At 40.6% G+C, this 17209-nt stretch carries 15 protein-coding genes; 4 read left to right on the top strand and 11 right to left on the bottom strand.

From position 1 onward, the window contains the following. Positions 1-161: 161 nt before the first annotated feature. From MR181_RS03345 to MR181_RS03330, 4 genes are all read right to left on the bottom strand, one after another. Entirely contained in the window at positions 162-1496 is a 1335-nt protein-coding gene (locus MR181_RS03345; protein WP_242334835.1) for a dipeptidase, read from the bottom strand. Positions 1497-1509: 13 nt separating this feature from the next. Continuing rightward, complete coding sequence (locus MR181_RS03340; protein ID WP_369807473.1) at positions 1510-2991, bottom strand: YfcC family protein; 1482 nt, start codon at positions 2989-2991, stop codon at positions 1510-1512. A 318-nt stretch (positions 2992-3309) separates the two neighbouring features. Further along, positions 3310-4884, bottom strand: a complete 1575-nt coding sequence (locus MR181_RS03335) for an amidohydrolase (protein ID WP_242334829.1) — start codon at positions 4882-4884, stop codon at positions 3310-3312. A 16-nt stretch (positions 4885-4900) separates the two neighbouring features. After that, positions 4901-5569, bottom strand: a complete 669-nt coding sequence (locus MR181_RS03330) for a YczE/YyaS/YitT family protein (RefSeq protein ID WP_242334826.1) — start codon at positions 5567-5569, stop codon at positions 4901-4903. Between the two features lie 215 nt (positions 5570-5784). Between MR181_RS03330 and MR181_RS03325 the strand changes: the two genes are divergently transcribed. Continuing rightward, positions 5785-7065 (top strand): cation:dicarboxylate symporter family transporter, encoded by a 1281-nt coding sequence (locus MR181_RS03325; RefSeq protein ID WP_242334823.1) that lies wholly within the window; start codon positions 5785-5787, stop codon positions 7063-7065. Positions 7066-7165: 100 nt separating this feature from the next. On the opposite strand, the gene MR181_RS03320 is transcribed toward MR181_RS03325, so the two are convergent. Both MR181_RS03320 and MR181_RS03315 read right to left on the bottom strand, forming a co-directional pair. Beyond that, entirely contained in the window at positions 7166-7657 is a 492-nt protein-coding gene (locus MR181_RS03320) for a GNAT family N-acetyltransferase (protein WP_242334820.1), read from the bottom strand. A gap of 12 nt (positions 7658-7669) precedes the next feature. After that, positions 7670-8119 (bottom strand): Lrp/AsnC family transcriptional regulator, encoded by a 450-nt coding sequence (locus MR181_RS03315; RefSeq protein ID WP_003716441.1) that lies wholly within the window; start codon positions 8117-8119, stop codon positions 7670-7672. A gap of 233 nt (positions 8120-8352) precedes the next feature. On the opposite strand from MR181_RS03315, the gene MR181_RS03310 reads away from it, so the two are divergent. Further along, entirely contained in the window at positions 8353-8820 is a 468-nt protein-coding gene (locus MR181_RS03310) for a universal stress protein (protein ID WP_102167902.1), read from the top strand. A 211-nt stretch (positions 8821-9031) separates the two neighbouring features. Here MR181_RS03310 and MR181_RS03305 read toward each other — a convergent pair whose 3' ends face one another. From MR181_RS03305 to zwf, 4 genes are all read right to left on the bottom strand, one after another. Next, positions 9032-9181 carry a hypothetical protein gene (locus tag MR181_RS03305; protein ID WP_242334817.1) on the bottom strand — a complete coding sequence of 50 codons (150 nt, stop codon included), beginning with the start codon at positions 9179-9181 and terminating at the stop codon, positions 9032-9034. A gap of 83 nt (positions 9182-9264) precedes the next feature. Continuing rightward, positions 9265-11232 (bottom strand): sugar MFS transporter, encoded by a 1968-nt coding sequence (locus tag MR181_RS03300; RefSeq protein ID WP_242334813.1) that lies wholly within the window; start codon positions 11230-11232, stop codon positions 9265-9267. Positions 11233-11541: 309 nt separating this feature from the next. After that, entirely contained in the window at positions 11542-12978 is a 1437-nt protein-coding gene (gene gndA, locus MR181_RS03295) for an NADP-dependent phosphogluconate dehydrogenase (RefSeq protein WP_242334810.1), read from the bottom strand. A 132-nt stretch (positions 12979-13110) separates the two neighbouring features. Then, positions 13111-14589, bottom strand: coding sequence for a glucose-6-phosphate dehydrogenase (gene zwf, locus MR181_RS03290; protein WP_242334807.1), 1479 nt, complete (start codon positions 14587-14589; stop codon positions 13111-13113). A 359-nt stretch (positions 14590-14948) separates the two neighbouring features. On the opposite strand from zwf, the gene MR181_RS03285 reads away from it, so the two are divergent. Further along, complete coding sequence (locus MR181_RS03285) at positions 14949-15386, top strand: VOC family protein (RefSeq protein WP_191911104.1); 438 nt, start codon at positions 14949-14951, stop codon at positions 15384-15386. Between the two features lie 212 nt (positions 15387-15598). Here the strand turns inward: MR181_RS03285 and nrdI are convergent, their stop codons facing one another. Then, a complete protein-coding gene (nrdI, locus tag MR181_RS03280; protein ID WP_242334804.1) occupies positions 15599-16060 on the bottom strand; it encodes a class Ib ribonucleoside-diphosphate reductase assembly flavoprotein NrdI in 462 nt (153 codons plus the stop codon). Between the two features lie 280 nt (positions 16061-16340). Between nrdI and MR181_RS03275 the strand changes: the two genes are divergently transcribed. Next, the gene (locus MR181_RS03275; protein ID WP_191911102.1) at positions 16341-17207 is read left to right on the top strand and encodes an ATP-binding cassette domain-containing protein; all 867 of its coding nucleotides are present in this window, start codon (positions 16341-16343) and stop codon (positions 17205-17207) included. Positions 17208-17209 lie beyond the last annotated feature (2 nt).

The raw sequence follows: 17209 nt of genomic DNA, 5'->3' as shown, positions 1-17209 counted from the left end.
TTTGCTCGCCGTGACCGCAATTTTTGTTGTTTTACTGCAACTGAGTCAAGATCTGCTCACCAGGAACTTGCTAGAGTTAGCGACCTCCTTCCTAGGCGCAAGCCGCCTTCGTCAGGAGAAATCGCTAACCTTCCGCAAGTTCTCTGCTGGCTCGCACTCTTCTAATCTACGCACAACCTCCTTATCGCCTGAGCGTAGATTTCCATGGCTTTGAACATGTCTTTGAGAGGCCATTGTTCGTTTGCTTGGTGCATGTAGTCGGGAGTGGTTGGTAGCATTCCACCAAAGGCCACACAGTTATTCATTGTTCGAGCAAAGGTAGCGCCACCGGAGATTTGTGGTGTGGCAGTAGTATCACCAGTTTGTTCTTTGTAGACGTCCATCAAGGTTTGAATTAGTTTACTATCCTTTGGAACGTATAGCGGTGCAACATAATCAAAGTGAACGTACTTGAGATCATATGGAGCAACCCGTTGAGCAAGCTTTTCCAAAAGTTTATCCCGATCAACGGTAACCGGGATCCGCAGATCGATTTGCATCCGGGTTTCCTTTTCGTTAATCTCAAGACTTGAAATATTGATAGTCAAGTGCCCAGATTCGTCTTCAACATCACCGAGGAGGTTAGTACCGGTGGCATCCTCTTTGAAGAGCTTACCGATGAAATCAAGTGGTTTAAAGTCAAAGACATCATCTAGGGCGATTGCCAGTCGAAGAACGGCATTAGTTCCTTGTGGTGCTAACATTGCATGGACTGACTTTCCGAGAACGGTAATTGAATTTTTATCGCTGGTGTATTCAAACCCATGCTTATCAAGGGCAGCTTTTACTTCATCTTGTTTTAGCCCACCATAAACGGCCTTATCTGGGACGGCATTAAAGGCATTCTTTAGACTCAGCTTAAGTTGGTCCGTTCCTGGTCCAACGAGGTAGGATTGCTGAAGACCTTTTTCGGCATAGATCAGTGGAAATTCCGCATCAGGAGAAATTCCACTATCAATTTGGCTTTCCTTCTTGTTATACTGAGCAATTCCCCGCCAAAGAATTTCTTCATCGGTTCCGTAGATAAAGCGAATTCGTTGGTTAAACTTATAACCACGGTCCATCAAAGCTTTAACAGCAAATAATGCAGCAATTCCAGGTCCCTTGTCATCTTGAGAACCACGTCCGTAAACGGCATTGTTAACTACTGTTCCCTTAAATGGATCATGTTCCCAGGTCTTGGGATCGCCAGCAGGAACAGTATCAAGGTGGCAAATTACACCAAAAATCTTGTCGCCTTCACCAACTTCAGCATAACCATAATAGCCATCAGGATCTTCGTAGGTTTTAAATCCAAGCCGTTCACAAATTTCCATCATCTTATCAAGGGCGTTCCGGATCCCCCGACCGAATGGAGCACCATCTTCAGCAGCTTGATTGTAAGAAGGTACGGAAATTAACTCTTCAAGAGCGTCGACAGCCTCTTGTTGTTCTTTTTCGGTAACTAATTCTGTCATAATTTAATTCCTCCTAGAGTACGGCAGCGATTCCTAAGAATACACAGGTAACGATGAATAGGTAGATCATCAATTTCAACATCCACTTCCACCAAATACTGATGTTAACGTGAGCAATCGCTAATGCTCCCATAACAATTCCAGAAGTTGGAGTAATTAAGTTGACCCAACCTGAAGCAGCCTGATAAGCCGTAATAACTAGACTTCCAGAAACGTGGGCGAAGTGCCCAAGAGGACCAATAATCCCCATTGTTGCAGCTGCTAGTCCAGAAGTAGATGGAATTAAGAAGGACATTGGGATGTAGAAAATGTAGGTCAAAATAATAAAGATACTTTGTGAAAGGCCATGAAGACCCATTTCACCCCAATGAAGGACGGTTCCCGTGATCATCCCGTTGTTCATTACAACTTGGATTCCCCGGGCAACGGCAACAATAATTGCAACACTAAGGAAGTCAGCCATACCTTGCATAAAGGCGTCGATGAATTCACTTTCTTTCATGTGGTAAACCCACATAATCAGAACCGACATAAAGAGGAAGAGCATGGTAATTTCGTTGAAGTACCAGGTTCCTAGTGGTGCCATATCATGACCGAGTAAATTGCCTAAGAACGGGATACTAGTCAGCCATTTAGTAAAACTGTCAAAGAATGTCCAGTGACTGTTTAGGTTAGTCCATGGAATTAGACCAAGAATCATAATTGCAAACGTAAGACCAAAGAGCCAAATAACTGCTTTTTGTCGTTTCGACATTTTGAAATCGCCATCGTCAGACCGAACTTTAATTGCGAACCGCTTTTCATCCGCTGCTCGTTGGTGATAAACAAGCGATTTTTCAGGATGCTTTTCGATTACAGAAGCATAGTGATAAACATAGATAATACTAATGGTCGTCGTAATAATCAGGAGAAGAACCCGTGAACCTAAACCATCACCTGGTGAAATATTTAATGTTTGTGAAGCAACTCCGGTAGCAAACGGGTTAACGGTTGATGCTAAACAACCAACCTGGGTCCCAACAAGGGCAATCGCTACGGCAACTAATGAGTCGAAGCCAACGCCCATCATTACAGGGATCAGTAATGGGTAAAAGGCAATTGTTTCTTCACCCATTCCGTAAGTAGAACCACCAATGGCAAAAAGGATCATTAGGATCGGGATCAGTAATTTTTCTCGTCCCTTATAACGGTGAACGATTGAACTAATCCCTTCATTGAGAGCATCTGTCTTATTTACAACCCCAAGAAAGCCCCCAATGACAAGAATGAATAGTGAAACTGAAATTGCTCCTTCAGTTTTTTTGTCACCAACCATCCCAATAACAGGCGCCATAAAGACGTCCCAGATCCCTTGAGGTTTACTAGCAACCGAACGATAGGTGCCAGAAATAATATTTCCCGCTTTGTCGGTTGCGTATGTTCCGGCTGGGATAATCCAAGTTAATATAGCAATAATAACAATGATAATAAATAGAATCGTGAACGCTGACGGCATATGAAACCGATGCTTTTTCTTAACTTCTTGCAAATTTCTCACTCCAATCCCCAAAAAACTAATTTGCAAATCTATTCACAACCCTATTGTAAACTTCTTTGAAAGCGGCATCAATTGGAAAATTAGAGTGCGAGCCCGTTAAAAACCTTCCGGTGGCTAACGATTTCTCCACCGAACGACGTTTCGTCGTCGGAGGTGGAGGTCGTTAGCTCGAGGAAGGTTAGGGCGAGCCAATTTCGACTTTGTTGCCTAGGACTCTAGCAATTTCCAAAATCAAAAGGCCAGGAACCAATCCCAGCCTTTTTCAAAGTCAAATATTTATTCTTCAAAAACTTTTTCCCCAGCCATCCAGGTTTCTTTAACCCGAACAGTTTGAAGCTCGTCATGGGGAACAGAGAAAATATCCTTATTGAGGATGACGAAATCAGCTGCCTTGCCTGCTTCCAGAGTACCATTATCGTCAAAGCCACCGATTTTAGCACCATCACGGGTATATCCCAGAACCGCTTGTGGAACCGTAATTGCTTCATCAGCATTCACAACATCACCATTAGCTGCTTTCCTGGTGACAGCGGCATAAATACTGTAGAAGGGGCTGTCAGGTTCAGCCCATGGAGTACATGGAGCATCTGAACTCAACCCAAGCATTGCCTTGGAATTTAACATTGTCTTTACTCGATATGCTAGCTTGAATTGTTCAGCGTTAAGGTAATGACGGTATGATTCATCTTCAGCAAAGAAGAAGATCGGTTGAGTTACTAAGGCATACTTCATTTTACTATTAGCAATTTCAGCGAACATTTCATCATTCATTAAGGATGCGTGCTCAATCCGCACTGATGGCATTTCATCAAGCCATGGATCGAGATCCTTGGTAACGTCGATAACGGTTTGAATAGCCTGATCGCCCATTGCATGAACGGCTAACTGCAGCTTGTTTTCACGTGCCATATTAACAGCACGAGCCAGCTTTTCCTTCGATGTAAGACTAACTCCCATTTTCCCTGATGGGTATGGCTCAGCGTTAAATGCTGTTTCACCAGAAATGCTACCATCCATGAAAACTTTAATCCCAGCAACGCGGAGTTTAGCGTCGCCACTTGGTTGGAGGCCCTTTTCAGGATCAATTTCATCAAAGACATAGTAAATTGATGCCTTAGGGACAAAACCACCCTTAATCGCATCCTGGTAGAGCTTGAGAGAGGTATATGGCTTCATTCGTCCCATCATTTCGCCAATTGCAATGATTCCATTGGCAAGGTAATGTTTGGAACTCTTAATCATGTTCTGGACATCGCCTTCATAACTTTGAGCAGACTTAGCACGAATCAAAAGCTGAGATGCGGCAACCTCTCGCATGAAACCAGTCGGTCGGCCATCAGCGAAGCGTTCGATCTTTCCACCAATTGGGTCAGGAGTATTTTCGTCAATTCCAGCGAGTTCAAGGGCTTTAGAATTACCAACAGAAGAATGACAGTCTGAACGGTAAATAAAAATCGGTTGAGTAGTTGAAACAGTATCGAGATCGTCCCGGTTAGGGCTCCGGTGCTCGGCTAATTTGGTTTCGTCAAATCCCCATCCTTCGATCCAGACATCTTCACCCTTACCATAGGCGGGAGATTTACGTAATGCTTCTTGCATTTCCTTGATACTGTTAACGTTTGGCGGGGTACAAGCGACACCGTGTAATGCATCGGCAATGTATTTTGGATGCGTATGGCAGTCGATCAATCCTGGAAGAACGGTTTGTCCCTTAAGATCAATTGTTTCTCCTTCAGGGACCGGATCATTACCGATCCATTTAATTCGGCCGTCTTCAACGATCATGCCATTGGCAAAGTGATTTTCTGAATCGCCAACAAAAATATGACCATTAATGTAGGTTTCCTTCATAATAAAATTACCTCTCTTAATACTTGTAATTTAGGTGGTGGTGTAATTTGCTAAAGAAATGATGATCAGACCAACCAATTAGGTAACCTTGTGTAAGAATGTTATAAACTGTCCCGAAGTTAACGGCAACTAACTGGTGAGTCTCAATTACTGAGATAATGATTAAAATAATTGGCGGAATATAACTTGTCCATTGTGACCAAACAGCGGAACCGTGCATAAAACGAAACCGTAAAATATATGGGAAGTCATCATTCGGATGCATAATCAGGTTGGCTCGCTGGTAAAGTGAAACAGCGGCAGCAATGCCAAATAGCCCAATAATATCAAGAACAACGCGAAGCCAAATATTGAGTTCGGGAACGCCAATATGATTGAAGAAGTCAGCAAATCCCTGAAGAATATAACTAAAAGGGATGATGTAAAGAAGATTACGGATTAACCGAAAGTAATCAAATCTTCTTAACAGAAGCAAATTAGCGATTGCAACGATAACTCCTTCAATCAACAGCATATTTCCTAGTGACCAGTGGAGCCAGTTACTAAGGTTAGCAGCGGAGGCAGTCCAGATTGCACTTCCCATGTTTGTAGAAACGGTAAGACCGTTGGAACAAGCATTTAGCAAAATGGAAAATGCTAAAAAGCACCAGCGACCAGTGAGACTATTTGCCCATTGTTTGGTCAATTGTCGATTTCCTCCTTTGAAATAGACTATAGTAATATCCTACTTCTATTTACACGAAAAATAAACCGCTTCCAAGCAAAGGATAAGTGAATAAATAATTATTAGTATGAAATAACTGTTCGTCTTTTGTTAAGCAAAATTTAAATTTTACTAAGAAAAACCCTAAAAAATATGCTAAAGTAGAACAAGACATTTTTTAAGGAGTCTGATTTAAGGTGAAAAAATACCGAATTTCACGCCTAAGCATGGGCTGGCAAATTATGATTGGGCTAGTATTAGGGATTATCTGTGGGATGATCTTTTATCATAATACTGGTGCGATTAAGGTCATGCAGAGCTTAGGAACTATTTTTATTCGTTTGATCCAAATGATCGTCATGCCAATCGTTGTTTCTTGTTTAACGGTCGGGATTGCGAACATTGGTGATATTAAGAAGTTAGGACGGATAGGTGGGAAAACCTTAATCTACTTTGAAGTTTTAACTACAATTGCTATTATTCTTGGGTTAGTGATCGGGAATATTACTCACCCGGGAACGTTTATTGATATCCATAAGCTTCATGCTACTGACATTTCAAAATACATGGCAAGCGCAAAGACTGCCTCACATGACAGTGGCTTCTGGGATCTAATCCTTTCAATTATTCCGACGAATATTTTTAAGTCAATGTCTGATGGGGATATGATGCCAGTAATTCTCTTCTCAGTCCTCTTTGGTTTGGGGATTGCTGCGGTTGGTGAGAAAGCCAAAATCCTTATTGATGTGTTAAATGCAGTTGCTGAAGTAATGTTCAAGGTTACTAACTGGGTAATGAAGTTTGCGCCAATCGGGGTCTTTGGTCTGATTGGGATGACAATTGCCGAAATGGGAATTAGTGCTTTGTTGCCACTAGGTTTGTTTATTGTGATTGCTTATATGACAATGATCATTTTTGTTGTGGTGATTTTAGGGATTACTGCCCACTTATTCCACTTGCGTTACTGGAAGACAATGCACGTTATTCTTGATGAAATTATTTTAGCCTTTACAACAGCGAGCTCTGAGGTTACGTTGCCACGGCTAATGGAGAAGACACAAAAGATGGGTGTTAGCAAGGGGATTGTTTCCTTCGTTATTCCAACTGGGTATACCTTTAATCTTGATGGTTCAGCAATTTACCAGTCATTAGCAGCATTATTCCTTGCTCAGGCATACGGGATTCATTTAACCTTTGCCCACCAGTTTACTTTATTGGTTGTCTTGATGATTACCAGTAAGGGGATGGCCGGTGTGCCGGGGGCATCCTTCGTTGTTCTTTTGGCCAGTGTTTCGACAATTGGTGTGCCGATTGCAGGGTTAACCTTTATCGCCGGAATTGACCGGTTTGTTGATATGGGACGAACGGCCGTAAACGTTGTTGGTAATTCCATTGCAACCCTGGTTATTGGTGAATCTGAAAAAGAATTTAACCGTGAAGAATATAATCACTACCTAGATACTTATGGTAAGAACTAGAGGGTGAGTCAGCTCCTGGCGAACGGATCTCAGTTCTTATTCAAAGAAGCCTAAAATTTGTTCAAAATGAATTTCACTTTGGACAAATTTTAGGCTTCTTTTAGAAGTGTTTAACAAAGATTTTGAGTGTTCTGAATTTGCCATCAATGATTGAAATTTGTGGTAAGACGCCACATTGCTGATAGCCACACTTTTGAAAAAGTTTTTGACTAGGAAGATTATTTTCGTAAACGTAAGCAATCACAGTTTTAATATCAAGGTTGTCGGTAATTTGCTGGTCAATGAACTTTAAAATCTGCTTTCCGTAGCCTCGTCCTTGGGTACCGGGAGCTAAATAAATTGAGATTTCAGCAGAAAATTGATAAGCCTGATGCGGATAGAACTGACCAAGTGAGCACCAACCAATGATTATTGAATCGCTGATTACTACCCAAATTGGGAAATGATCCGTGAAATGATTGAGCCAGTCTTGGCGACTATCGATAGTGATAGGCATTTCATCGTCAGTGATATCATGGCTTGGAACTGCACTATTGTAAATTGCAACGATTCTTGGCAGATCATTTGTGGTTGCTCGACGAAAACTAAGCATTAGTAATCGCTCCTATTCTTGGGGATCACTTAATTGAACGCCGCGGTGGTCAACGCTGGTGCTAAAGACAATTTGGGTACTTGTCTTGCCGAAGCGTTGTTGAATATCATTAATGAAGTCATCAAGATCAGTTGTTGATGGAAAAACGACTTCCATTACTTCGGAAAAATCACCGGTGACACAATTACATTCAATGACGTTCGGAATGTTCTGAATATAAGGATAAAATTCTTTCTTTTGCCGAGGTTCAAGTTGAACTTGAATAAAAGCTTTAACATGGAAGTTAATTTTTTCGAGGTTAATATCTGCTTGATAGCCCTTGATAATACCGGAACGTTCCAACTTGCTAATTCTTGCTGCAATTGCAGGGGAGGAGATAAAACATTCTTTTGAGAGATCCTTTAGGGACGCTCGAGCGTTTGTTTGTAAAATATTGACAATTTTTCGATCAATTTTGTCCACGTTAATTACCTCATTTCATTAGATGCAAAATTAGAATTAATTAAGCATCCCTAATTAAATCTTAATATTATTTACCGTTGATTGTAATTGATTGCATGATGCAAGTCAAATGCTTAATCAGTAGAGAATAATTGTTAAAAGTGATAAATAATAACTGCATAGTTACAAGCGCGGATTAATTAATGGTACAATAGTAATTAATAAATGTAAGAGGTTGAATGGAGGGTTCGATTATGGATCAAGAATATGAAAACATCTTAGTTCCAATGGATGGCTCAAAGGAATCTGAATTAGCGTTAGGACGTGCAGTAGCGGTTGCTAAGCGTAATGGTAAGGCACACATTGATGTATTAAACGTTATTGATACCCGTGCAATGGCTTACAACTTTGCTGGAATGTCTGATGGCAGTATTGCTTATCAATTGGTTGATAAGTCTAAGCAATACCTCGATGACGTTTTGAAGGGTGTTAAGGATAAGGAAAACTTTGATAATATTGATATCCACATTCGTTTAGGAAACCCAAAGACAATTATCGCGTTTGATTTTGTTCGGGATCACCATAACGATATGATTATGATGGGTGCCAGTGGCTTGTCACGGATGCAACGGGCTATCATGGGTTCTGTTACGTCCTATGTTAAGCGTAATGCCCCTGTTGACGTCCTCGTCGTTCGTACGGCTGTGGATCAGGTAAAATAGAGTGTGAGCCCGTTAAAACCTTCCGGCGGCTAACGATTTCTCCGACGAACGGCGGATTAGCCGTCGGAGTCGGAGGTCGTTAGCTCGAGGAAGGTTAGGGCGAACAGATCTTGACTATGTTGCCAAGAACACATAACCCAATAAATAAAGAGTACGGAGTCAAACCCGTAATTCGCTGAATTACAATTTTGACTTCGTACTCTTTTTACACTCAGGACTTAATTAAACAGACGATTGCATCAAGGAACATCCCAATTGCCATCAGATCCATTGCTGGCATCATCTTATTCATAAACGTTAAAATGAGGACAATTGCCCACAGAATAACGAAAAACCAGGCGACAACTTTATTTTTAGCCATTTTCACACCTCCGTCCTTGATTATAGAACAAAAAAAGGCAGCTGAGAAAAATCTCAGTTGCCTTTTTCTTCAGAGGATAAGAACTACTTTTCTTGGTCCTTCTTAGTAACTTCCATAACGTTATCAGTTGTTGTAACTTCTTGGTTAGCAGAAATTAATTGCTTGAAGTTAAATTCTTCACTGTTAGTAACGGTAACGATAACGGTATCGTCAAGACCAGCCTTCTTAATAGTTGGGTCCCAGAATTCCATTAATTCGTCACCCTTAGCAACGTGTTGTCCCTTGTGGAAGTAGGTAACAAATCCAGTACCGTGTAATTTAACAGTATCAATACCAATGTGGATTAACAATGCGATACCATTATCAGAAACTAAACCGACAGCGTGACGGGTTGAGAAGGTTGCACGAACAGTACCGCTGAATGGTGCGTAAACCTTGCCGTCAGATGGCTTAATTGCAAATCCTTGTCCCATGCTTCCATTAGCAAAGGCAGGGTCGCTAACATTCTTCAGGTCAACAACAGTACCAGCCACTGGGGCAGGGATTTCCGTTACACCAGGCTTGGAAGTTGATACTGATTCATCTTCATCAGCAATGATGGTCCCTTCGTCATCGCTCTTGTTAAGCTCTTTACCCCAAGTTTGTTCAAGTTCAGCAACAATCTTAGCGTGCATCTTTTCGTCTAATTTAACTTTAGTAGCAAAAATAATAACAGAAATGGCAAGCATAATTGCAGGAGCAAGGAACATAACAAGCTTAAATGTTGTTACGCCTGATGCAGAAAGTGATGATGCGGTAGCTCCGGCAGTCATTCCGGCGGCAATTGCAGTAGGTCCGATGATCCAACCGGAAACGGCACCAGCAAACTTATCAAGCAACGGCCGAACCGAAAGGGTTAATGATTCGTCACGGTGTCCTAACTTTAATTGACCATATTCAACTGAATCAGTAATTGTCATTAAAACAACTAAGAAGACAAGTGGTTGTGGAATAAAGAATAATTCAGCACCAATCAGAACCATTACTAAAGAATGACCAGCAAAAGCAAAAATTAATAATCCTAGTGCCAACATACTGATGGAGCCATAGAATAACTTCCGCCGACTAATCTTATTAGTAAACATTGGGAAAGTAAGAACTGAGATAACACCGACAACCGTGTTCAAACCACCAAGGATTGAGAAGGCCTTGGCATTACCAAGGATGTATGTGAAGTAGTAAAGCTCCATACTGTTAACAAGCGTAATCCCGGTTGTGTAGAACAAGTAGGACATTGCAATGGAGAATAATTGATCGTTCTTAACAAGAACCTTGAAAACATCCTTAAGTTTAGTCTGTTCCTTGTTTTCACGAAGTAATGATTGTTGTTCGTGAGTTCCTAAACCAACACCAACAGCAGTAATGGCAGCGATGGCGGCAATAATTGCTGCAAAGATAAACCAACCACGGTCATCACCAGTACCACCATTTTGGTTAGCAGAGAAGAATAGGACCATTGGCATAATAACAAAACCAACAATCTGACCACCAACGGTTGAACCAACCCGGGCAAAGGTAGCAATCTTATCACGTTCATGTGAATTGAATGATAAGGCTGGTAGCATTGACCAGAAACCAACATCATTGAATGAGTAGAAGATATCCATAATGATGTATAAGATGGCAAAAATAATTAAGTAAAGATAAGGGCTAGAAACGTTTAAGCCACCTAGTGGGGTGAAAAGTGCTGCTAAGATAACAGCGGAAATAATTCCACCACCAACAACCCAAGGCTTGAATTTACCCCAACGAGTATGGGTCCGGTCAATTGCATTCCCGATCATTGGATCAATTAACAATTCGATAATCCGGAGAACCGCAATAGTTGTGGTAATCCATAGAATCATGTGATCGTTGAAGGCTTTGTTACCAGAATGGAATAAGTGTCCGGTAACATACATAATAAAGTAAGTAGAGAGCAAGGCATAGAAGGCATCGTGTCCAAATGCACCCATTGAGTAGGCGAAACGGGCACGACCAACGTGTTCTTGACTCTTAGAACTATTGTTCATTGTAGACTCCCCTTTTCTGCATCAACATTTATAATAACTTACAGCCATTATGTTAAGCGCTTTCATAAAAGATGTCAATATTCTTTTAGTAAATTTTTACGAAAAAATTTGCTAAATAATTTGCCCATTAGGTAAAAAATGTTCAATTGGTATAGTGCTAATAGGCGAAATACAACAAGCAACGATGACTTAGTGAGAATAAAATGGCTAGGGGAAATGAACGATTAGTAAATATTTATTTAATGATGAACAAAAAGGACTTATGATGATCTTATCATAAGTCCTTAATTCAATAGAAATTTAGTTAAATTATTGTTCTTCGTACCAGCTGTAGTGGTAGTTACCAGGACGGTCTGTCCGTTCGTAGGTGTGAGCACCAAAGTAATCCCGTTGTGCTTGTAGTAAGTTTGCAGGAAGAACTTCAGCACGGAATGAGTCATAGTAGCTAATTGCAGCACTTAATGATGGAACTGGTACACCAGCCTTTACAGCAAGTGCAACAACGTCCCGAATAGCCTTTTGGTACTTCTTAGCAATATCTTTGAAGTAGTCGTCAAATAAGAGATTCTTCAAATCAGGGTTCTTTGTGAAGGCATCGGTAATGTTTTGTAAGAATTGGGCACGAATGATGCAACCAGCACGCCAAATTTGAGCTAATTCGCCGTATTGGAGATTCCAATCGTAACGTTCGGAATCGATCCGCATTTGTTCGAATCCTTGAGCGTAACTCATTACCTTACCGAAGTAGAGAGCCTGACGAATCTTTTCAACTAATTCTTCTTTGTTGTCAATTGAAACAGCTTCAGTATCAACAGGCAATTCCTTACTTGCTTGAACCCGTTCCTTCTTCATCATTGAGATGTAACGAGCATAAACGGCTTCGGTAATAACGGATTGTGGTGCACCACCGTCAAGAGCGGTTTCAGAACTCCACTTACCCGTTCCTTTATTAGCACCACGGTCAAGAATCATATCAACGATTGGCTTACTCTTGTCATCGCCAAGGTCATCTTTTCGGGTAAGAATGTCAGCGGTAATATCAACAAGATAGCTGGAAAGTTCACCCTTGTTCCATTCAGCAAAGGTCTTAGCAATATCGTCAACAGGTATCTTTAAGACGTTCCGCATGATATTGTAACTTTCATCGATCAGTTCTTCGTCACCATATTCGATTCCGTTGTGAACCATCTTAACGTAGTGACCAGCACCGTTAGGACCAATGTAAGCAACACATGGCTTGCCGTCTTCTTCAGCTTTAGCTGCGATCTTAGTAAGAATTGGTTCTACCAAGTCATAAGCTTCTTTTTGACCACCAGGCATTAATGATGGACCATAGAGAGCACCTAATTCACCACCAGATACACCCATGCCAATGAAGTTGATCCCAGACTTATCTAACTTGGCATTCCGGGCCATTGTGTCATGGAAGTTAGTGTTACCACCATCAATTAAAACATCACCCTTATCAAGTAATGGTAATAATTCATCGATAACAGCATCAGTAGCTTTACCAGCCTTAACCATCATCAGAATCCGGCGAGGCTTTTCTAGTGAGTTAACAAAGTCTTCAATTGTGTAACTTGGCACTAATTTTTTATCACCGTGATCACGAATCATTTCATCAGTTCGATTACGGTGACGGTTATAAACACCAACAGTAAAACCGCGACTTTCAATGTTTAAGGCGAGGTTCTTACCCATAACAGCTAAACCAACAACACCAATTTGTGCTTTTTGATCTGACATATTCTTACACTCCTTAGCTAATCTTGTGTTTATTTTCACAATAATTATTATACAGCAAACGACTTTGAAAGTAAAAACAAAAAAGGCCAAGAAGAAAATTATTTTCTTCTCAGACCTTATCGATAATTTATGTTATTTGTTAAGATCGTAAACCCACTTGCGACCGTCACGAGCTAACAATTCAGTAGCTGCGGCAGGACCCATTGATCCTGGAGTGTAGTTAGGGAATTGTGGCTTTTCGATGTCCCAAAGGTTCCGAATAACGTCAACGAACTTCCATGCGTAAGCAATTTCAGCCCATGAAGCAAAGTTAGTGTGGTTGCCTTCAAGAGCATCGTGGAAAAGACGTTCGTATGGTTCTGGTGATTCCTTCTTGGCAGAATCGCTTTGGAGGAACTTCAGGTCAACTGGTTCAGTTGTGTAGCCTTGACCAACGTGCTTAGCATTTAATTGAAGAGCAAAGCCAGACTTAGGTTCAACAAAGATAGTTAAAACGTTGGAATGAAGTGCTTGTTCATTACCAGAGTTTGGATTAGCAAAAATATCGATTAATGGCTTCTTGAAGACTACATCAATCCGTGTAAACTTGTCAGCTAACTTCTTACCAGTCCGAACGTAGAATGGAACACCTGACCAACGGTAGTTATCAAACATTAACTTAGCAGCAACGAATGTTTCAGTACCTGACTCTGGATCAACACCATCTTCATGGCGGTAATCAGGTTGACTACCATCAGCACCATATTGACCACGAACAAAGTTAGCAGCGGCTTGTGATGGGGTGTAGACACGTAAACTACGCAATGCCTTGATCTTTTCAACACGAACATCGTCGTCAGTAAAGGCAACTGGTTCTTCCATTGCGAGTTGAGCGACAACTTGCATGATGTGGTTTTGAACCATATCACGTAAAGCACCAGAATTGTCGTAGTATCCGGCACGTTCTTCAACACCGAGCTTTTCGCTAAGAGTTACTTGGATGTTGTCAATGTAACGGTTGTTCCAGAGAGCTTCGATAACTGGGTTACCAAAACGCAATGCTTGGATGTTTTGAACCATTTCCTTACCAAGATAGTGGTCAATCCGGAAGATTTGGTTTTCTTCGAATGTTTGTGACAATTCATCATTCAACTTCTTAGCTGAATCGAAGTCACGACCGAATGGCTTTTCGATAACAAGACGGTTGTAACCATCATCTGTTAATAAGCCTTGCTTCTTGATGTTGATAGCAATAGTACCAAAGAATTGTGGAGCCATTGACATGTAGAATAAACGGTTACCTTCAGTACCGAATTGCTTGTCAAGCTCAGTTAAGCGATCCTTCAACTTAGCATAATGTTCTGGTTTAGTAACATCATGAGCACAGTAGAAGAAATGCTTAGAAAATGCTTCTGCTTCGCCATCCTTTGCAGGAATATCCTTAATTGAATTTAAAACCATTTCTTGGAATTCTTCGTCGCTCATTTCGTGACGTGAAGTACCAAGTAATGCAAAGTGGTCAGCTAAGTAGCCTTTTTGATAAAGTTTGAAAAGGGAAGTGTAAAGCTTCCGCTTAGCTAAGTCACCAGTTGCACCGAATAATGTAATTAATGCCTTATTTTCTGTAGCCAAAATGTTCACTCCTTCTGAATATTCAGAAAATCTTCTAACGCTACAATTATATACTTTCAACAGCGATTCTGCATTAAAAATGGTAAACGTTTTCGCTATGAATGACTTGCAAAGATAATGGATCAACCGAGATTTTTATCTATATGAAAAGAACGTTCGCTCTTGATAAATAATTGGTCTAGAACAAAACTTTTTTGCTTTTTATACAGAATTAAGCAAAATTACGAATGAAAAATCAAAAAATACTCGTTCTAGTATATTAGAAAGGTAACTTTCGGTGCCTCATTTTGGGACACTTGTTTGACGTGGCACAAAATGAACAATATAATCAAAAAAGAGGATTTTAACGGAGGAAAAACATGACTGCACAGATATACCCATATTTAACATTTGAGAATGCAAAGGAAGCGATGGACTATTATGTTCAGAACTTTGATGCAGAAATTGTTTATCACCAACCACTTAGTGAAGAGCAAGCGGAAAACTTGGGATTGGATATTGACTCGTTAAGCACTACAACTTTTCGTGGGATATTTCAGGTTGCTGGTCAGAAGCTAATTTGTGCAGATGCAACGATGACGAACCCCCAACCATCATCAATGGTTTCTATTATGATTGATTTTGGCGAAGATGAAGCTGGGGCAAAGCAGTTATTTAATAAGGTAGCAAGCTCTGATGAACAGCGCGTTACAATTCCGTTCGGTAATCAAACAGCTGATAATCAAGTTGGTCAGGTAGTAGACAAATACGGAATCACTTGGTTGATTTGTAGTGGTAAATTGATGCAGGAAGATTAAAGCTGGGAATTAACTTTCTCGGAGGGACGGTTGACTAACCTAGAACGATGAATGATGATGAAATCATCAGAATCGTTCGTAGTTAGGCTCGAGTCCCTCAGTTAATTCCCGCGATTAGACTCTATAGGTTCGGAGAGCGCTAAATATGGAAAGAGGATGAGAAAAAACGCTTAGTTTTTTCCCATCCTCTTATTTTTTATCCTGCTTACACTCTATTTTTCATTCCATCTCTTTGCAAGCCGATCGTAGATAACCTCGATGTCTTGAGAGGTTCCGCGGAGTTCATAATCAGCGAGGAAAGGAGCATCAAATTGCTTAGCATACTTTCTTGCAGTTAGGCAGTATTGTTCGTTGAAGTTTCGATTGCCGCTGCCGACAATTCCAAGACACTTCTTAGCATTGTTGCCGTAAGCGATGTATTCACCTAGAGCGGTAGTCATAATTTCTGTAAAGCCAGAAGTAATACCATCTCCACCGTCCAAGTATGTCGGAACAAAAACAAAAAATGGTTCTTGTTCATCAGCTGGTTCTGTTTGGTCAGTGATTTCCTTAAGGTTTAATAGTGGGCTGCTGGGATTAAAACTATGTTGTTGCTTAGCGTATGTTTCCATACGACTAAGAAATGAACGCGTATTTCCCTCAATAGAGATATAAATAATGTTCATTGCTGTCATTTGAGATCCTCTTTCTATTTATTATAACGTAATTGATTCTTAGTCTATTTTAGATGAATAGGGCGATAAATAACAGTATAAATTATTTTATTGTTAAGGATTGCTGATAGTATTGTAAATAATGGCGAAAACCATTAAGCTCTAAAAATAGCCTAAGAAATATTTAAGCAATCTGTAATTAGCAAAATATAAAAATCATTTTGAACCGATGACATAGTCTATTTATATAATTACATGATAAAATTAATCTATAATGTTTCTTAATTTGGGAGGACTTGATTTGAGTAGTATTGTTTTAGATAACCTAACATTCGATGCTAAGTCTGGGGATCAACTTGAAAATGTTTCGTTAGAGTTAACTTCGCCACAAGTGATTGCTTTTTGTAGCAATGATAATGGTGCGACAACAGCATTAAAACAGCTCTTAGATGCTCAGGGGAGTATTGAAGAGGGAGCAGTACTCGTAAATGGCGAGCCGTTAGGAAAGGTAAATCGTCGTCACGGGAACCCACTGGTAGCCCATTTTGATGATGTTGAACTGAAGGGGAAAACCGTTTTAAAGGTAGTAAAAAATTCCCTTAAGCATCACCAAAATGTTTTAACGGTTGATCAGACCAATCAAATGCTTGAATCGCTTGGCATTGTTCCAGGAAAGCGAATTGCGGACTTAACTCCCGACGAACAGCAAAAGCTTCGAATTGTGCTGCTCCTTTCTTGGTGTCGGCCGATTGTTCTTCTTGATAATGCCTTTGATGGTCTTGATGAGAATAGTCGCCTAACAATGAGTGAGCTGGTTGCGGACTATACTAAAAAGACTGACTCATTAGTCATTTTTACGAGTCAGGACGTTTCAACACTGATGCGTTTTTCTAAAATAATTTATTATTTTGAAGGCAGCCACCTTACATCTGCTCGTAATGTTGAAATGTTGGATAGCGTTGATTGTGTAGTAACAATAATTGGAACAGGTTTTCCGGTTGAAAATGCGGTAAAATTAGGAGCTCATATGTTAGAAGAAGCCCCGAAAGAAACACGCTTCCTTTTCACCGGTAATATTCAAGTCTTGCTGCCGCTTTTAGAGCAGAGCACGATTACTGATGTTCGGATTGAGGACGCAACGGTGGAGGATGAATTGATGACTTGGTAAGT

Origin of the sequence: Limosilactobacillus urinaemulieris (genome assembly GCF_932750685.1) — a bacterium.
Taxonomy (GTDB): domain Bacteria; phylum Bacillota; class Bacilli; order Lactobacillales; family Lactobacillaceae; genus Limosilactobacillus; species Limosilactobacillus urinaemulieris.
Note: the sequence above shows the minus strand (reverse complement) of the source record. Positions and strands in the feature narration are given on the sequence as shown.

Excerpts from the sequence above, each read along its gene's own strand:
- MR181_RS03310 (WP_102167902.1), top strand. The coding sequence starts at position 8,353 with ATGGATCAAGAATATGAAAACATCTTAGTTCCAATGGATGGCTCAAAG.
- gndA (WP_242334810.1), bottom strand. The coding sequence starts at position 12,978 with ATGTCAGATCAAAAAGCACAAATTGGTGTTGTTGGTTTAGCTGTTATG.
- MR181_RS03300 (WP_242334813.1), bottom strand. The coding sequence starts at position 11,232 with ATGAACAATAGTTCTAAGAGTCAAGAACACGTTGGTCGTGCCCGTTTC.
- MR181_RS03320 (WP_242334820.1), bottom strand. The coding sequence starts at position 7,657 with ATGCTTAGTTTTCGTCGAGCAACCACAAATGATCTGCCAAGAATCGTT.
- MR181_RS03345 (WP_242334835.1), bottom strand. The coding sequence starts at position 1,496 with ATGACAGAATTAGTTACCGAAAAAGAACAACAAGAGGCTGTCGACGCT.
- nrdI (WP_242334804.1), bottom strand. The coding sequence starts at position 16,060 with ATGACAGCAATGAACATTATTTATATCTCTATTGAGGGAAATACGCGT.
- MR181_RS03340 (WP_369807473.1), bottom strand. The coding sequence starts at position 2,991 with ATGCCGTCAGCGTTCACGATTCTATTTATTATCATTGTTATTATTGCT.
- MR181_RS03335 (WP_242334829.1), bottom strand. The coding sequence starts at position 4,884 with ATGAAGGAAACCTACATTAATGGTCATATTTTTGTTGGCGATTCAGAA.
- MR181_RS03285 (WP_191911104.1), top strand. The coding sequence starts at position 14,949 with ATGACTGCACAGATATACCCATATTTAACATTTGAGAATGCAAAGGAA.
- MR181_RS03305 (WP_242334817.1), bottom strand. The coding sequence starts at position 9,181 with ATGGCTAAAAATAAAGTTGTCGCCTGGTTTTTCGTTATTCTGTGGGCA.